18 protein-coding genes are annotated in these 14435 nt (G+C 63.5%); 6 read left to right on the top strand and 12 right to left on the bottom strand.

Annotation, left to right across the window (positions count from 1 at the left end; all coding sequences use genetic code 11):
• Window positions 1-2 precede the first annotated feature (2 nt).
• The 3 genes from rsgA to ACX4ZE_RS05985 all read right to left on the bottom strand — a co-directional run bounded on the left by rsgA (window position 3) and on the right by ACX4ZE_RS05985 (window position 4030).
• Complete coding sequence (gene rsgA / locus ACX4ZE_RS05995) at window positions 3-1004, bottom strand: ribosome small subunit-dependent GTPase A (RefSeq protein WP_480272528.1); 1002 nt, start codon at window positions 1002-1004, stop codon at window positions 3-5.
• On the bottom strand, window positions 1001-2311 hold the full coding sequence (aroA, locus tag ACX4ZE_RS05990) for a 3-phosphoshikimate 1-carboxyvinyltransferase (protein ID WP_480272303.1): 1311 nt from the start codon (window positions 2309-2311) through the stop codon (window positions 1001-1003). The genes rsgA and aroA overlap by 4 nt, the downstream gene beginning before the upstream one ends.
• A gap of 210 nt (window positions 2312-2521) precedes the next feature.
• Complete coding sequence (locus ACX4ZE_RS05985; RefSeq protein ID WP_480272302.1) at window positions 2522-4030, bottom strand: aldehyde dehydrogenase family protein; 1509 nt, start codon at window positions 4028-4030, stop codon at window positions 2522-2524.
• Window positions 4031-4267: 237 nt separating this feature from the next.
• Between ACX4ZE_RS05985 and ACX4ZE_RS05980 the strand changes: the two genes are divergently transcribed.
• Window positions 4268-5056 (top strand): SOS response-associated peptidase, encoded by a 789-nt coding sequence (locus tag ACX4ZE_RS05980; RefSeq protein WP_480272527.1) that lies wholly within the window; start codon window positions 4268-4270, stop codon window positions 5054-5056.
• A gap of 18 nt (window positions 5057-5074) precedes the next feature.
• On the opposite strand, the gene ACX4ZE_RS05975 is transcribed toward ACX4ZE_RS05980, so the two are convergent.
• On the bottom strand, window positions 5075-5392 hold the full coding sequence (locus ACX4ZE_RS05975) for a hypothetical protein (RefSeq protein WP_480272301.1): 318 nt from the start codon (window positions 5390-5392) through the stop codon (window positions 5075-5077).
• Between the two features lie 66 nt (window positions 5393-5458).
• Window positions 5459-5953 carry a Cys-tRNA(Pro) deacylase gene (ybaK, locus tag ACX4ZE_RS05970; protein ID WP_480272300.1) on the bottom strand — a complete coding sequence of 165 codons (495 nt, stop codon included), beginning with the start codon at window positions 5951-5953 and terminating at the stop codon, window positions 5459-5461.
• A gap of 205 nt (window positions 5954-6158) precedes the next feature.
• Here ybaK and ACX4ZE_RS05965 point away from each other — a divergent pair, with 205 nt between their 5' ends.
• Complete coding sequence (locus tag ACX4ZE_RS05965; RefSeq protein WP_480272526.1) at window positions 6159-6839, top strand: sigma-70 family RNA polymerase sigma factor; 681 nt, start codon at window positions 6159-6161, stop codon at window positions 6837-6839.
• A 20-nt stretch (window positions 6840-6859) separates the two neighbouring features.
• Complete coding sequence (rsrA, locus tag ACX4ZE_RS05960; protein WP_480272525.1) at window positions 6860-7141, top strand: mycothiol system anti-sigma-R factor; 282 nt, start codon at window positions 6860-6862, stop codon at window positions 7139-7141.
• 66 nt (window positions 7142-7207) lie between these two features.
• Here rsrA and ACX4ZE_RS05955 read toward each other — a convergent pair whose 3' ends face one another.
• The gene (locus ACX4ZE_RS05955) at window positions 7208-7282 is read right to left on the bottom strand and encodes a 50S ribosomal protein bL37 (RefSeq protein ID WP_022597109.1); all 75 of its coding nucleotides are present in this window, start codon (window positions 7280-7282) and stop codon (window positions 7208-7210) included.
• Window positions 7283-7372: 90 nt separating this feature from the next.
• Between ACX4ZE_RS05955 and ACX4ZE_RS05950 the strand changes: the two genes are divergently transcribed.
• The gene (locus ACX4ZE_RS05950; RefSeq protein WP_480272299.1) at window positions 7373-7588 is read left to right on the top strand and encodes a biotin/lipoyl-binding carrier protein; all 216 of its coding nucleotides are present in this window, start codon (window positions 7373-7375) and stop codon (window positions 7586-7588) included.
• Window positions 7589-7610: 22 nt separating this feature from the next.
• Complete coding sequence (locus ACX4ZE_RS05945; protein ID WP_480272298.1) at window positions 7611-9125, top strand: sensor histidine kinase; 1515 nt, start codon at window positions 7611-7613, stop codon at window positions 9123-9125.
• A gap of 167 nt (window positions 9126-9292) precedes the next feature.
• On the opposite strand, the gene ACX4ZE_RS05940 is transcribed toward ACX4ZE_RS05945, so the two are convergent.
• Together ACX4ZE_RS05940 and ACX4ZE_RS05935 are read right to left on the bottom strand one after the other, a co-directional pair.
• The gene (locus tag ACX4ZE_RS05940; RefSeq protein WP_480272297.1) at window positions 9293-9547 is read right to left on the bottom strand and encodes a WhiB family transcriptional regulator; all 255 of its coding nucleotides are present in this window, start codon (window positions 9545-9547) and stop codon (window positions 9293-9295) included.
• Window positions 9548-9793: 246 nt separating this feature from the next.
• Window positions 9794-10738 (bottom strand): diacylglycerol/lipid kinase family protein, encoded by a 945-nt coding sequence (locus ACX4ZE_RS05935; RefSeq protein WP_480272296.1) that lies wholly within the window; start codon window positions 10736-10738, stop codon window positions 9794-9796.
• 162 nt (window positions 10739-10900) lie between these two features.
• Here ACX4ZE_RS05935 and ACX4ZE_RS05930 point away from each other — a divergent pair, with 162 nt between their 5' ends.
• Complete coding sequence (locus ACX4ZE_RS05930; protein ID WP_480272295.1) at window positions 10901-11320, top strand: hypothetical protein; 420 nt, start codon at window positions 10901-10903, stop codon at window positions 11318-11320.
• A gap of 64 nt (window positions 11321-11384) precedes the next feature.
• On the opposite strand, the gene ACX4ZE_RS05925 is transcribed toward ACX4ZE_RS05930, so the two are convergent.
• The 4 genes from ACX4ZE_RS05925 to ACX4ZE_RS05910 form a co-directional block, all read right to left on the bottom strand.
• Window positions 11385-11879, bottom strand: coding sequence for an N-acetyltransferase family protein (locus ACX4ZE_RS05925; RefSeq protein ID WP_480272524.1), 495 nt, complete (start codon window positions 11877-11879; stop codon window positions 11385-11387).
• 65 nt (window positions 11880-11944) lie between these two features.
• Window positions 11945-12550: an acid phosphatase gene (locus ACX4ZE_RS05920; protein ID WP_480272294.1), complete on the bottom strand. Its 606-nt coding sequence runs from the start codon at window positions 12548-12550 to the stop codon at window positions 11945-11947.
• A 49-nt stretch (window positions 12551-12599) separates the two neighbouring features.
• Window positions 12600-13142: a nitroreductase/quinone reductase family protein gene (locus ACX4ZE_RS05915; RefSeq protein WP_480272293.1), complete on the bottom strand. Its 543-nt coding sequence runs from the start codon at window positions 13140-13142 to the stop codon at window positions 12600-12602.
• A gap of 59 nt (window positions 13143-13201) precedes the next feature.
• The gene (locus tag ACX4ZE_RS05910; protein WP_480272292.1) at window positions 13202-14431 is read right to left on the bottom strand and encodes an Rv3212 family protein; all 1230 of its coding nucleotides are present in this window, start codon (window positions 14429-14431) and stop codon (window positions 13202-13204) included.
• Between the last annotated feature and the right edge of the window lie 4 nt (window positions 14432-14435).

Below are 14435 nucleotides of genomic sequence, written 5' to 3'. Positions count from 1 at the left end.
GTTCACCAAGGATCGTTGGCGGTGAGCGCGGTGAGCAAGCGGCGGATGGCGGTTACCCGATGCCCCTTGCCGGTGAGCCGGTCCAGTGCGCATTCCGGGTCGGCGGGAGGGCCGAAGTGGGTACAGCCGCGCGAGCAGCTCTCGATGGCTTCTGCGAGGTCGGTGAAGGCGGCGAGAACATCGTCGGGGGTGATATGGGCCAAGCCGAACGACCGGACGCCGGGGGTATCGATGACCCAGCCGCCGCTGGATAGGGGGAGCGCGACCGACTGAGTAGAGGTGTGTTTTCCCTTGCCGACGCCGGAGACTTCGCCGACGGCTCGATCCGCGTTCGGCACCAGCCGATTCACCAATGTGGATTTGCCGACACCGGAGTGCCCGACCAGTGCGGTGAGGCGATCAGCGAGCAGGTCCAGTACTGGGGTGAGTGGATCCTTCATGCCGCCGCAGACGATCGTGAGATCGAGACCTTCGAAGGCGGTGGCGAATTCGGAATCAGCGACCAGATCGTGTTTGGTCAAGCACAGAATCGGTCGCAGGCCGCCTGCGTAGGCGGCGACCATGGCGCGTTCGACGAAACCGGTGCGCGGCGGCGGATCAGTCAATGCCACGACGATGAACAGCTGGTCGGCGTTGCCGACCACGATCCGCTCGTACGGGTCGGTATCGTCGGCGGTGCGGCGCAACACGGTTCGGCGCTCGGTGACTCGGACGATGCGGGCTAGAGTGTCCGGTCGTCCGGACAAGTCGCCGACCACATCGACTCGGTCGCCGACCACGATCGGAGTGCGGCCCAGCTCTCTGGCCCGCATGGCCACGATCCGGCGATCATGATCACCGCCGAGTACGCATCCCCAGCGGCCGCGGTCTACGGAGACCACCATGGCGGATTCGGCGTTGCTGTGCCGGGGCCTGGTCTTGGTGCGCGGACGGGAGCTACGTCCGGGACGAATCCGGACATCGGATTCGTCGTAGCTGCTCGCAGGACGTCCCGCCCGGCTCAGCGCGCCGCTCCTTCCTCAGATAGCGCTGGATCGAGCATCCGTTCCCACAGATCGACGAAGTTCGGCAGTGTTTTGGCCGTGGTCCCGATGTCTTCGATCTCGATACCGGGTACCCGGAGACCAAGAATGGCGCCTGCGGTCGCCATCCGGTGATCGGCATAGGAATGCCATTGACCGCTGTGCAGGGACGCGGGAACGATCTCGAGACCGTCCTCGGTTTCGGTCACCTTGCCGCCGAGCCGGTTGATCTCGGTGGACAGTGCGGCCAGTCGATCGGTCTCGTGGCCGCGCAGATGGTCGATACCGCGCAGCACGGAGGGGGAGTCGGCCAGTGCGGCCAGTGCCGTGACCGTCGGGGTCAGCTCACCCACATCATGTAGATTGATGTCGATACCCGCGAGCTGATCGGGACCGTGGACGGTGAGCGTCCCGTCGAAGAACCTCGCCTCTGCGCCCATCCGAACCAGGATCTCCCGGATCACATCGCCCGGCTGCGTGGTCAGCCGTGGCCAGTGCGGGATGCTGACGGTACCGCCGGTGACCGCGGCCGCGGCGAGGAATGGGGTCGCGTTGGACAGATCCGGTTCGACTTCCCAATCCACTGCTCGGATCGGTCCGGGCTCGACAGTCCATGTCTGCGCTTTGAAACTGTCCGTGGGCGCCTGCACCCGCACGTCGGTGCGGCGCAGCATCTCCACGGTCATCTCTATATGTGGCATCGAGGGCAGCGCTTCGCCGTCATGGTGCACCACCACTCCTTGATCGAAACGCGCGGCCGACAGCAGCAGCCCGGAGACGAATTGCGACGAACCGGACGCGTCGATGGTCACTGCGCCGCCGCGCAGTGCACCCGTACCGTGTACAGTGAACGGCAATGCGTCGCCGTCGATATCGGCGCCGAGCGTACGCAGCGCGTCCAGGATGGTACGCAGCGGACGTATTCTGGCCTGTTCGTCGCCGTCGAACGCGATATCACCCGAAGCCAGCGCCGCGACCGGCGGCAGGAAGCGCATTACGGTGCCGGCCAGTCCACAGTCGATCGCGCCCGCGCCGAGCGGTGCGGGGGTGACGGTCACCGTAGCGCCCTCCGCGTGGATGCCCACGCCCAGCGTGCGCAGCGCGGTGATCATCAAGTTCGTGTCCCGGCTGCGGAGCGCACCGGTGATCGTCGAGGGCTCATCGGCCAGAGCGGCCAGGATGAGCGCCCGGTTCGTGATCGATTTCGATCCGGGCAGGGTCACGGTCGCGTGTACAGGGACATCGACATGGGGCGCTGGCCAGAAGTTCACCCATCTATCATCACCCATAGCGGTGATCGTCTGTGCAGCGCCTGTGTAACTGGGTGCTCGCTGTACGCCGATGGTAGGTGTTCGAGTCGTCGCCACGATGTTCCAGGGCGTCGCGGGGCGGTGGCCGGGCTACCGTTACTGGTGACCTCGGTGCCGAGCGCCCGGTCCCAGAGGCCGGGCGCTCGGCACTGCTGGATGTCCGGAACCGTTGCACGGCTTCCCTTTTCCTTATTTGTGCCGTCCATGTAGGAACGGAACGATTGTGCGCATTAGTTTCATGGTGGCTTCGGTGCGGGTATAGCTCAACAAGGCCATGCCGGGAATGGCGAAGCGCTGCACGGCGATCGAGTGCGGGCGAGCGAACTCGAGCAATCCGGGCGCGCCGTGGATGCGGCCGATGCCGGAGTCGCCGACGCCGCCGAAGGGCAGACCGGGAATCGCGGCGAAGGCAAGTACCGAGTTCACCGAGGTGGCGCCGACACGCAGCGCGCGTGCGATGTCCAGGCCGTTCTTTTTCGAATACACCGCGGAGGACAAGCCATAGGTCGAGTTGTTGGCCAGTCTGACCGCTTCGTCGACGCTGTCCACCGTGCGGATGGTGATGGTCGGGCCGAAGGTCTCCTCGCGCACCGCGTCGGAGTTCTCGTCCACGTCGACCAGGACCACCGGTTCGACGAATGGCGCTTTGACCGACTCAGGCCCGCCGAACACCGCGGTGCCGCCGTTCTTCAGCGCGTTTTCGATGTGGTGACGTACGATGTCGATTTGGCCCGGCATGGTCATCGGGCCATAAGCAGCCTTGTTACCAGAACCAGGCTTGATATCGCGGAGGACCCGCTTGACCTCCGCTACGAACGCATCGCGGACCGTGCGTTCCACATAAACGCGTTCGACCCCCGCGCAGGTCTGACCGCTATTGGCAGTAGCTCCCCAGGCGACCGCGTCGGCGGCAGCGGCGATGTCGGCGTCGGCGGCGACGATCACCGCGTCTTTCCCGCCACACTCCAGAAGCAAGGGGGTGAGCTTCTCCGCAGCCGCGGCCATGATCCGCTTGCCGGTGGCGGTCGAGCCGGTGAAGGCGATCTTGTCGACATCAGAGCGCACTAGTGCCGCACCAGTGGTGCCGTAGCCGTTGACGGTGTCGAACACGCCCTTGGGCAGCCCAGGATTGGCCTCGGCGAATGTGTCGGCAAGGTAATTGCCGACACTGGTTCCGTATTCGCTCGGCTTGAATACCACGGTGTTACCCGCGGCCAGCGCGTAGGCGATGGAGCCATTGGGCGTGTAGACCGGATAGTTCCACGGGCCGATCACACCGATAACGCCGAGTGGTCGTTGTTCGAGCCGGGCGCTGAAGTTCGACATCAGCAAACCGGGGCTGATCTTCCGTGGACCGAGGACCTTCTTGGCATTCTTCGCCGCCCAGGCGATGTGTTCCAGGGCGAGTGACAGCTCCAGATAAGCGTCATCGATCGGTTTGCCGTTTTCGGCATGGATCAATTCGCAGAGTGTGTCCGAATGCCGCACCAGTGTGCTCGCCCAGCGCAGTAGGTGTGTGCGCCGCTCGTCGAAACTCAGTGCGCCCCACGTGGTCGCCGCCGCACGGGCTTTGGCCACCGCGGCTACCACTGCGGCGTTATCGGCGATGACGTGTGTGTCGATCACTTCTCCTGTCGCCGGATTGATCGAAGGGAGAGCGATACTGTGGTCGGTTGGTTCGGTGTCGGGGGGTGTCACAGCTGGTCTCCTCCTGCTGTCTGCGGTCCGGTGCTGCGCACGCTGGTATGGATGGCGCCGAGTCCGGCCTGCCGATGAGAAAGTGCTATGTCGAAACTCTCAATAGATCGTCAGCGTAATCGGTTGTCTCGGGTTACGACGGATCATCGGTTCTGGCGTGCATGGCAGTAGCTGTGATCGACAGCGGCGACGTGATCGCCTGTGGCACTTGTCGGTAGCGGATGGAACGATCGAGGTATGTGCGGACGATACGCGGTCACGGCCGGCCCGGGCAGGCTCGCAGTGGAACTGGACGCGATTGATGAGACCGGGCCCGCGAGCCAGGACTCCTTCGCCAACTACAATGTCGCTCCGACCACACAGGTGCTCACCGTGGTCGATCGACACGACCCTGGACACGCGGACGGTGATCGCAAACGTCGTATCCGGGCTATGCGTTGGGGGTTGATCCCGGTCTGGGCCAAAACCGCCGAGCCTGGTGTCCCGGTCAAGGGCAAACCGCTGTTCAACGCCCGTGCAGACCGGGCGGCCACCACGCCCGTTTTTCGGGACGCGGTGAAATACCGGCGCTGCCTGGTGCCGATGGACGGGTGGTACGAATGGGTCGTCGAACCAGATCCCGCATCCGGTGTGAAGGACCGGGTCGCCAAAAAACCGTACTATATGGCCAACGCCGATGGTTCTCGGCTCTATATGGCGGGACTGTGGTCGGTATGGCGTGATCGTGCCGAGCCGGAGAGCGAGCCGCTGCTGTCGTGCGCCATCGTGACCACCGACGCACTGGGCGAGTTGGCCCGGATCCACGATCGGATGCCGTTGCCGTTGCCGCGTGAGCATTGGGATGCCTGGCTGGATCCGGATCACCCGGCGTCGGCGAGTCTGCTGTCGGCTCCTGGGGCGGAGACGATTGAGGGGATCGTGTCACGACCGGTGTCCAGTCTGGTCAATAGCGTGCGTAACAATGGCCCTGCACTGCTTGCCCAGGTAGTGGATCGGGAAGAAGCCGGACAGCTACCACTGTTGTGACTCTTCGGCTTTGGTGCGCTACAGCGTGCAGCGCACGCTCGGGGTAACGATATTCAACCCGCACTTGATCACTCCGGTGACGAGGTCGATGGTCTCGGTCGCCACCCGACCGCCCAGTCTCTCGGTCTTCTCGGCCCTCCGTTGCCACTCCTGGTCGCTCGGGTCGGCCGGAGTGTCGTGACTGTGCTGCTTCTCGAAGGAGAAGCCGTCGGTCCGTGGGGTGCCCGGTGCGGCGGTGACCGCTGGGGCGAACAACGTCATCGAACCGAGAGTTACGACAGCTCCGAGCAATACGACGGTCATGGTGCGTAAACGCTGGTATGCGAACATTCGCATCACTTCCTCGTGTCGGGCGAATCTGGTTCTTCCAGTAATGCACAGATCGTGGTCGATTCAGCTGAGCTACGCGGATGTCACCGGCGCGGTCACCGCGGCGGTCATCCGGATCAGTTCGGCTGGTGCAAGCTCGATCTCCAGGCCCCGTCGCCCGGCGCTACACAACACTCGGTCCCATGACAGTGCCGAGTTGTCGATCACGGTGGGCAATTGGGTGCGCTGGCCCAGCGGGGAGATTCCGCCGAGCACATACCCGGTTGTCCGCTCCGCCCGAGCCTTGTCCGCCATGCCTGCCTTCGCCGCACCCAGCGCCTTGGCGGCAGCTTTGAGTGACAATCTGTTCGGCACCGGGAGCACGGCCACAGCGAGCGTGCCGGTGGACAGTTCGATGACCAGAGTCTTGAAGATCTGCTCGGCTAAGATGCCGAGTTCGGTGCCGAGCGCCTCGGCCGCTTCGACGCCGTAGGAGTCGGTGCGCGGATTGTGCGGGTAGGCGTGTACGCGGTAGGACACCTCAGCCTGGACCGCTGCCCGGATCGCCGGAGTCGAGCCTGTCGCCATAGCCGAAACCCTAGCTGGATAACTGGCCCGGCACGGGAACACCGCGAGGGCCGTGCATGTTGTAGGCGATACACAGCGTTCGAACGCTTCCACTGCGTGCGCACGCCCAGCGAAGACCCAAAAGGAGATGCCGGTGCCCGTACTGCTCGACGATTGTTCGGTATGGACACCCTTATCACCGACAGCAGGTAGCCGCTCGCTCGATATGCCGCTGCCGGTAGATTGGGCAGGGACGGCGACCGAAGGGACAAGTGTGACGAGCGACGATGACGTGGTGGCCGACGATGTCGCCGCCGTCGACGATGTCGAACTGGTGCGGCGGTTCGAGCGGGACGCGCTCCCGCTGCTCGATCAACTCTACGGCGCTGCGCTGCGGATGACCAGGAACCCGGCGGATGCCGAGGATCTGGTCCAGGAAACATATGTCAAGGCATTCCAGGGGTTCAAGTCGTTCCGGGAGGGCACCAACCTCCGGGCCTGGCTGTACCGGATTCTGACCAACACGTACATCAATTCTTATCGCAAGAAGCAGCGGCAGCCCGCGCAGTACCCGACCGAAGAGATCACTGATTGGCAGTTGGCCGCGACCGCGGAACACACTTCGCAGGGGCTGCGCTCCGCGGAAGTCGAGGCGTTGGACGCATTGCCGGACGACGACATCAAGGCCGCGCTCCAAGAATTGCCAGAGGAATTCCGGATGGCGGTGTATTACGCGGACGTCGAGGGGTTCCAGTACAAAGAGATCGCCGACATCATGGGCACCCCCATCGGGACGGTGATGTCTCGGCTGCACCGCGGTCGTAGACAACTGAAGGGTTTGCTCGCCGATGTGGCGCGCGAGCGTGGATTCGATAGGGCGGGGGAGCACCAGGAGGTCAAGCAGTGAGTACCGAGCGGGATCCCGACATGGAGCTGGATTGCGCAGCGGTGCTCGCCGATGTGTGGCTGATGCTGGACGGCGAGTGCGATGAGGCGACGAGGGGCCGGCTGCGGCACCATATGGATCATTGCGGCCCCTGTATCGAGGCATACGGTATCGAGGAGAAGATCAAGAGTCTGCTCAGCCGCAAGTGCGGCGGCGATCGTGCGCCCGATTCGTTACGTGAGCGTCTGACCATCGAAATTCGCCGTACGATCATCGCCACGGAGTGTTCGATCGAGACCACGGACCGGTCGGCCGGTCCGTGAAACGCCGAGCGGCACGCTTTCCTGCCGGGACAGCGTGCCGCTTCGTGGCTCGAGTCGAGCCGATGCTCAGGCGTTGGGTCGCTTGCCGTGGTTGGCCGCGTTGCCCTTACGGCTCCGCTTTTTACGTCCGCGCTTACCCATGAGTATTCTCCCTTCTGGTTGAAGGCCATTGTTTCACGTGTGGTTGGCTGTATCCGCAGCGGATACTGACCAACCGACGAATGGGGTGCCATGGCCGAGGAAGTGCTCGCCGAGCTGGTTTCGGTCGTCTATCAGGTGGTTGTACAAGAAGGCGACGAGGTCCAAGAGGGTGACACCCTGGTGATCCTCGAGTCGATGAAGATGGAGATCCCGGTGGTTGCGGAATCCAGCGGTACGGTGACCTCGCTCGGCGTCAGAGAGGGCGACGCTATCAAAGCGGGCCATCTGATCGCAGTCATCTCCTGAACGGTTACGGTGATAACCTCTCATGGCGACTTTGAGTGAGCTGTTGGCCGAGCACACCGACCTCCCCGGCGTCGCCGTGGATCACTTGCAGCGTGTGGTGGGCGATTGGCAGTTGCTGGCCGATCTGTCCTTCGCGGACCTGTTGTTGTGGGTCGGTGTGGGTCCAGTGACCGCGGGTGCGGATATCGTGTGCGTCGCACAGTGCCGCCCCACCACCGCACCCACTGTGCACCAGGAGGATTCGGTCGGCACCGTAGCTCGGCCCAGCGACTATCCGCAGGTGTTCGACGCCCTGGTGACCGGGGACGTCGTACGAGCCGACAGTGGGGGAGGGGCTTCCGCGGTCCACCACCCGTACTCGGTGCACGTGGTCCGCGAGGCCATCCCGGTGCGCTGTGGCGACGATGTGATCGCGGTACTGAGCCGCGATACCGACCTGCGACGTACTCGAGTGCACAGCACGCTGGAGATCGCTTATGTGGCATGTGCCGACGACCTGTGCCGGATGATCGCTGAAGGCACCTTCCCTACTACCGAAGATCGCGCGGCCACTCATTCCAGCCCGCGTGCGGGAGACGGCTTCATCCGGCTCGACACCGAGGGCACCGTCGTGTATGCCAGCCCGAACGCGCTCTCGGCTTACCACAGGATGGGTTTGCAGGCAGATCTGGCGGGACAGGACCTTGCCGCCACCACCCGAGCGCTGATCACCGACCCATTCGACGCGCAGGAGGTGGTCGGCGATATCCAGGCAGCTCTAGCCGGCCGGACCGGGCGGCGCATGGAGGTCGAGGCGCGTGGCGCTACCGTACTGTTGCGTACACTCGTCCTGCGTCCGCAGGGGGAGTTGGTCGGCGCCGCTGTACTCGTTCGTGATGTCACCGAGGTCAAGCGCCGCGATCGCGCATTGCTGAGCAAGGATGCCACCATCCGGGAGATCCATCATCGGGTGAAGAACAATTTGCAAACCGTCGCCGCGCTGCTACGTTTGCAAGCCCGCCGCACCGAGAACGAGGAGGCGCAGGTCGCGCTCACCGAGTCTGTACGCAGGGTTACCTCGATCGCGTCGGTGCACGAGATGCTGTCGATGTCGGTGGACGAAGAAGTCGATCTCGACGAGGTCGTCGACCGTCTGCTGCCGATCATGGCCGACGTCGCTACCGTGCATACCGCGCGCATCAAGGTGCGCCGCGCCGGTTCGCTCGGTGTGTTCTCCGCTGAACGGGCGACCCCGTTGGTAATGGTGCTTACCGAATTGGTGCAAAACGCTATCGAGCATGCCTTCGATCCCGGCGAAAAGGGCACGGTGACAATCCGTTCCGAACGTTCGGCGCGTTGGTTGGACGTCATCATCAGCGATAACGGTCGTGGCTTGCCTTCCGGATTCAGCCTGGAATCCTCTGACCGGCTCGGCCTGCAGATCGTTCGCACCCTGGTAACCGCTGAACTCGGTGGGTCGATCGGTCTGCATCCTGGCGCTGATATCGGTACTGACGCGGTGCTGCGCGTCCCGCTTGGACGCCGCTCGGCCCGTTGAAGGCGCTGTCGGACAATGTCACCGGACAACGACAATGTCACCGGACAACGACAATGTCACTGGACAACGACAATGTCACCGGACAACACAGCCCGGCACCGCGCGGTGCCGGGCTGAAATTCGTTCATCGAGCCGGGCTGAGCGGCTCGATGAGGTCGATCGTCTGATCAGACAGCGGTGCGGGTGCGGGTGCGCGCATTCCGGCGCTTGAGCGCCCGACGCTCGTCCTCGCTCATGCCGCCCCATACTCCGGCGTCTTGTCCGGACTTCAGGGCCCAGGACAGGCAGTCGGCGGTTACCGGACAGCGAGCGCAGACCAGCTTGGCATCGGCAATCTGCGCGAGCGCGGGACCGCTGTTACCCACCGGGAAAAACAGTTCGGGATCCTCATCGCGACAGATGGCCTTGTGGCGCCAGTCCATTCCTCTGCTCCTTTGCTGGGCGCCGCACAGGGGCGCCTATGGTTTATGTTTCGTTCACTTGTGCGACTTGAATGTTTCCGCACGGTTGCTTGTGAATGCTTTCACGAACACCGTAGATGTCAATAGGTACACGGTGCACCGTGGGGAAGCTCACGCTCTGAAGGCCCTTAGGCCTGCTCGGTCCTTTGTACTCGCTCCACTTGGATTTTGCAGCACTACCACGAGGTTTTTTACGGTATTCCACGTTCAGTGTGGCTGCGGCGCTACGACGGCGAGGACATCGGGGATCGCCGTGAAATCCACTATGTATCGCTTTCCGATGAAGTCGCCATCCATTTGCAGGCCGATGGGTTCTTTGGATTCGATTCGTACAGTGGGGACATCGTCTTCACGAAATAATTTGCGGTACTTGGGATTTCCGTTGGATATGAGGAGCTGACGGGCGAGTAGGAGGGTTGGGATCACGGCCATGGAACGCATGGCGAACACTCCGAGCCCAGTTTCGAACCGTGTGCCGGGATTGGTGTGTACCGGTGTGGTGTTCAGATAAGTCCATGGTGTGGTGTTCGTAACGAATGAGTAATGAACTCCATCAACAGGTTCGTGTCCTGGAATCTCCACCCGGACGTTCGGATCGTTCCGCTTGGCCCGGAAGAATTGCCGCACAGTTGTCCGCACATAACGTGCCGGGGTGACGCTATGGCCGCGGGCGCGGGCGGCATCGATCGCCGCGCATACGTCGGCGTCCAGTCCGACACCTGCGCTGAAGCAGAACCAGCGGTCGTCGGCGACACCGAGGCCGATACGTCTATCCGCGTCCAGCGTGAGCAGATCGATGAGCTGGTTGGTGGCGGTGACCGGATCAGGCGAGATGCCGAGCGCGCGGGCGAAGACATTCGCCGATCCACCAGGGATCACGCCGAGGCGCGGTAACCAGGCTTGGTTGTCGTCTAGTTCGGGCAGCGGTAGGAAGCCGTTGATTGTCTCGTTGACCGTTCCGTCGCCACCGTGCACGACGATCAGGTCCATCTCGCTGGTGGCTGCCCACTGGGCCAGTTCCGCGGCGTGACCGCGATGCTGGGTATGCGCGACGGTCAGTTGAGTGCGGCTCTCCAGCGCGTGCGCCAGCAGGTCTCGGGTCGCCGACGTGGTCGCAGTGGCGTTCGGGTTCACGATCAAGAGGGTCCGCACGTTCGCAGCCTAGTTGGCCGCCGAGCCCAGCTGGAAAGGCGCGAGTCCTGGGGCGCCCTTCGGAGTATGTCGGGACCATGTCGCGGCTGTCCGGGTCGTAGGCTTTCTGCTCGAGCAATCGGGCTGCTCGAGCAATCGGGCTGCAGAAGGGATGGTGCCCCAATGAGCGACAAGGCTGTGGGTTCGGCAGGTGTGCCGATGACAGTGCGGGTGGCCGGAGGTCTGGTGACGCTCGAAGGGACGGTTGCCGTCGTAATCGCGGTCGTATTGATCGTGCGTGGGCTGCTCGGTCATGACCAGACCGCGACCAGCGGCTATGGCACTGCTGCGTGGTTCGGCATCCTCGGCGGCGCGGTGCTTGCCGCTGGTGTCGGGTTGCTGTTCGGGCAACGCTGGGGGCGCGCCATCGCCGTGCTCGCCCAGCTGTTGCTGTTGCCGGTGACTTGGTCGTTGCTCACCGACTCGCATCAGCCGGTTTATGGCACCCTGCTCGGGCTGGTCGCGGTCACCGCGCTCGTGCTGTTGTTCGCCCCGGCCTCTACTCGCTGGCTGGCCCAGGACTACGGGGTCGAACCGGAGTAGTGCCCGGCTGTAGTGCGCGGAACGAGGTGGAAGTCGGTGTGTCTATATGCGTGATGAACTGGCATTATCGCGCCTTGGTGGCCAATTCTCCTAGAGCGGCGCCCGTCAGCCGGTAGCCTGTCCAGTCGTTTTGCGCTACGGCGCCGATCGACTCGTAGAAGTCGATGGATGGCCTGTTCCAGGTCAGCACCGACCAGGCGATCCGACTGTAGCCATTGTCCACTGCTTCTTTCGCCAGCGCGGCCAGCAGCGCTTTGCCGTAGCCTCTACCCCTGGTCTTCGGTGTGACGTATAGGTCTTCGAGATAGATACCGTGCACACCGTCCCAGGTGGAGAAGTTGAGAAACCAGATGGCGCAGCCGAGCAGGCCCATCTCGTCTGCCACCACGTGCGCGAAAACCTTCGGCAGCGGCCCGAACAGTGCGGTGTGCAGTTGTTCAGTGGTGACTGTGCACTCGTGCCGCGCCTTCTCATAGTCGGCTAGCTCGTAGACGAGGTCGACCAATGCGGGCACATCGGAAGGGACGACGCGGCGCAGAACCGCGGTGCCGAGATCGATGACGGCCGGATCAGGGCCGCTGGGATCGGCAGCAGTGGTCTCGGTGCCGGTGCGAGTGGTTCGAGTCACAGTGACGCTCCATCGGGTACCAAATTGTGCGCGTGGATAGTGCGAGTGTCGTGTTCGTAGCCGAGTATGGTCAGTGCGCCGGTCGTCATAGCGAAACGACGGCCTTCCCGGACGTCGAACTCGGTCCAGCGGGCGATCAGCACGCGGGAGAAATGTCCATGTCCCACCAGTACGATATCCCGTTCCGGAAGCACGGGCGTGACAGCGGCGAGTACTCGATCCGCTCGCTCGCACACGTGCGCGGCGGTTTCACCGCCTGGGATCTCGTCGGTCCAGACGGTCCAGCCTGGGAGGGATTCGCGAATCTGCGGGGTGGTCAGCCCCTCATAGGCACCGTAGTCCCATTCGGCGAGGTTGTCGTCGACTACGACGCCGGTGAGCCCGGCCAGCTCTGCGGTACGGGCTGCGCGTTGCCGAGGACTGACTCGCACCAGTGGATTTCGTAATTTCAGCGTGACGAGCAGGCGGCCGGCGGCCTCGGCCTGTCGCTCGCCGTGCGCAGTGAGTGGCAGATCGGTGTGACTGGTATGACGTCGTTCGCGGGACCAGGCGGTTTCGCCGTGCCGGAGCAGAATCAGCCGGGCACTATCGGATGCGGACATGGTTCCCATCATGGCCGCGAGTGTGCGGCACGGCGCGCATCGGGTCGGGTTACGACTGAATCGGCTCTCCGAGTTCGAGTACTACCAGCGGCAATGGGCGTGTGACCTTGGCCTGGCACTCGGCAAGCAGCGGATTGTTCTCCAGCGCCCAGCTCGCGAACTCCTCGTACGCGCTGCCTTCGAGTATCCGTGCTGTGCCTCGGTAGGTGGTCGAACCCAACTCGACCGTAACGCGGGAATCAGCCTTCACGTTGTAGTACCAGGCCGGGTATTTGTCCTCGACGAACGAACTCACATACAGCGTTTCGCCGCGCCGTAGCAGGGTGAGCGGAACCACGTGCTGACTGCCGCTCTTGGCCCCGGTGGTGGTGAGCAATATCAGTTCGCCACCTTCGTAGGCGCCGCCGACCTTACCGCCGTTGGCACGGAACTCTTGTATTACACCTTTGTTCCAGTTGGCAGCCTCTTCGGGGGTGTACTCCTGGTTCCACGGTGCGTCCGGGTCGTCATAGGACGTCGCTTCGGCAGAAGCCGCGCTGGAAGACGTGGTGCTGAAATTGGATGTCGATGTGGTGGAACCAGTTTCGCTCATATTCTCATTATCCCTATGGCACCGAAAAAATCCCTGTGACACCGACGAATTCGGACGGATCAGCCGAGAGCATGCATCGCCCCGTCGCGCAGTTCCAGCACGGTATTGCCGACAACAGCGACAGAGATAGCGCCACCAGCGTAACCGGGCCTATCCACTGGTATGCGCCCGAGCTCGACTCCTGTGGCCGGATCGAGGAAGGCCATAGCACCGGTGGTGGGCAGCAACAGTTTGCCCGCCATGAGCGCAGGTGCGCCGAGTGCTGCGCCCGAGGTCCACAGCGGGTCGAATGTGCTGCCGTTCAAGGCGATCACGCTGTTACCGGTGAAGACCAGGTAAGCCGAGCCGATCTGGGTGGTTATGGTGTCCTGGCTCAGCGGTGCGGAAAGATTATGCAGCGCGACGGGGTTGCCGTTTCCGTCGTAAACGGCGAGTCGCGGCGGCAGCGGCTGCGCGTTCACGGTCGTACCGGGGAAATACAACACGATTCGGCTATCGGACACCGCGACCACCTTGGCGTCGGCGGAATCCATTCCAGGGCCGGTCAATACGTGCGAGCCGTATTCCTCCGGCACGGTGTTGTCCTTCGGAACCGGATCGAGCACGGTGAGCCGGTCGGCTGGGTCGTCGGGACAGCGTTCGAGTACAGCAAGCTGGGACGGGCTGGAGCTCGACGACAGCAGTGTGCAGCCCGAGCGTGGTTGGGTTCTTACGTTCACCGGAGCATCGACGAAGCCGTACTCCAGGGTGCGGACCAGATCCGAGCGCCACATCTCCAGCCTGTGCCGCCCCTGCGCCAGGAAGTAGGTGCCGTCGGCGGACAACCGCACACTCGGATCCATATAGCTGCTGCGCGCGGTGCGCCGGGCGCCACTGTCGGCGGACAACAAGGTGGCCTGGCTGCAACCGCGCTGGTCACGGTACACCGCGACTACTGTGCCGTATTGACTCTCGACTCCGCACAGGGGCATGTTGCGCTGGTATTTCCACAACTGGGCGCCGGTATGTGGATCACGGCCGGTAACGGTGCCATTGTCACCGGTCACCACGACGCCGCCCGCGACGAGTGCTCGCGCGCTCATCGCATCCGGGGCGTGCCACAGTTCGCGCAGCGCGGTCGGCAATCGGTCGGCGGTGATCGGGGTCGGCACAGGGGTCGCCGCGACGATTGATTCGGTGCCGCGTGCGTCTGAATGCAGCCACGTCACGATCCCCGCGACCAGCACGAGAACCGCGATCGCCACTGCGGAGATGATATCGGCGCGCGTTCGCCGCTCGGGTGCGAGCACGGGT

This window comes from Nocardia sp. TBRC8007, assembly GCF_056629435.1.
The sequence above is the reverse complement of the archived record's forward strand: the minus strand, read 5'-3'. Positions and strand labels throughout refer to the sequence as shown.

Excerpts from the sequence above, each read along its gene's own strand:
- ACX4ZE_RS05940 (WP_480272297.1), bottom strand. The coding sequence starts at position 9,547 with ATGGACTGGCGCCACAAGGCCATCTGTCGCGATGAGGATCCCGAACTG.
- ACX4ZE_RS05980 (WP_480272527.1), top strand. The coding sequence starts at position 4,268 with ATGTGCGGACGATACGCGGTCACGGCCGGCCCGGGCAGGCTCGCAGTG.
- ybaK (WP_480272300.1), bottom strand. The coding sequence starts at position 5,953 with ATGGCGACAGGCTCGACTCCGGCGATCCGGGCAGCGGTCCAGGCTGAG.
- ACX4ZE_RS05920 (WP_480272294.1), bottom strand. The coding sequence starts at position 12,550 with ATGTCCGCATCCGATAGTGCCCGGCTGATTCTGCTCCGGCACGGCGAA.
- ACX4ZE_RS05945 (WP_480272298.1), top strand. The coding sequence starts at position 7,611 with ATGGCGACTTTGAGTGAGCTGTTGGCCGAGCACACCGACCTCCCCGGC.
- ACX4ZE_RS05965 (WP_480272526.1), top strand. The coding sequence starts at position 6,159 with ATGCCGCTGCCGGTAGATTGGGCAGGGACGGCGACCGAAGGGACAAGT.
- rsrA (WP_480272525.1), top strand. The coding sequence starts at position 6,860 with ATGGAGCTGGATTGCGCAGCGGTGCTCGCCGATGTGTGGCTGATGCTG.
- ACX4ZE_RS05975 (WP_480272301.1), bottom strand. The coding sequence starts at position 5,392 with ATGCGAATGTTCGCATACCAGCGTTTACGCACCATGACCGTCGTATTG.
- aroA (WP_480272303.1), bottom strand. The coding sequence starts at position 2,311 with ATGGGTGATGATAGATGGGTGAACTTCTGGCCAGCGCCCCATGTCGAT.
- ACX4ZE_RS05930 (WP_480272295.1), top strand. The coding sequence starts at position 10,901 with ATGAGCGACAAGGCTGTGGGTTCGGCAGGTGTGCCGATGACAGTGCGG.
- ACX4ZE_RS05915 (WP_480272293.1), bottom strand. The coding sequence starts at position 13,142 with ATGAGCGAAACTGGTTCCACCACATCGACATCCAATTTCAGCACCACG.
- ACX4ZE_RS05950 (WP_480272299.1), top strand. The coding sequence starts at position 7,373 with ATGGCCGAGGAAGTGCTCGCCGAGCTGGTTTCGGTCGTCTATCAGGTG.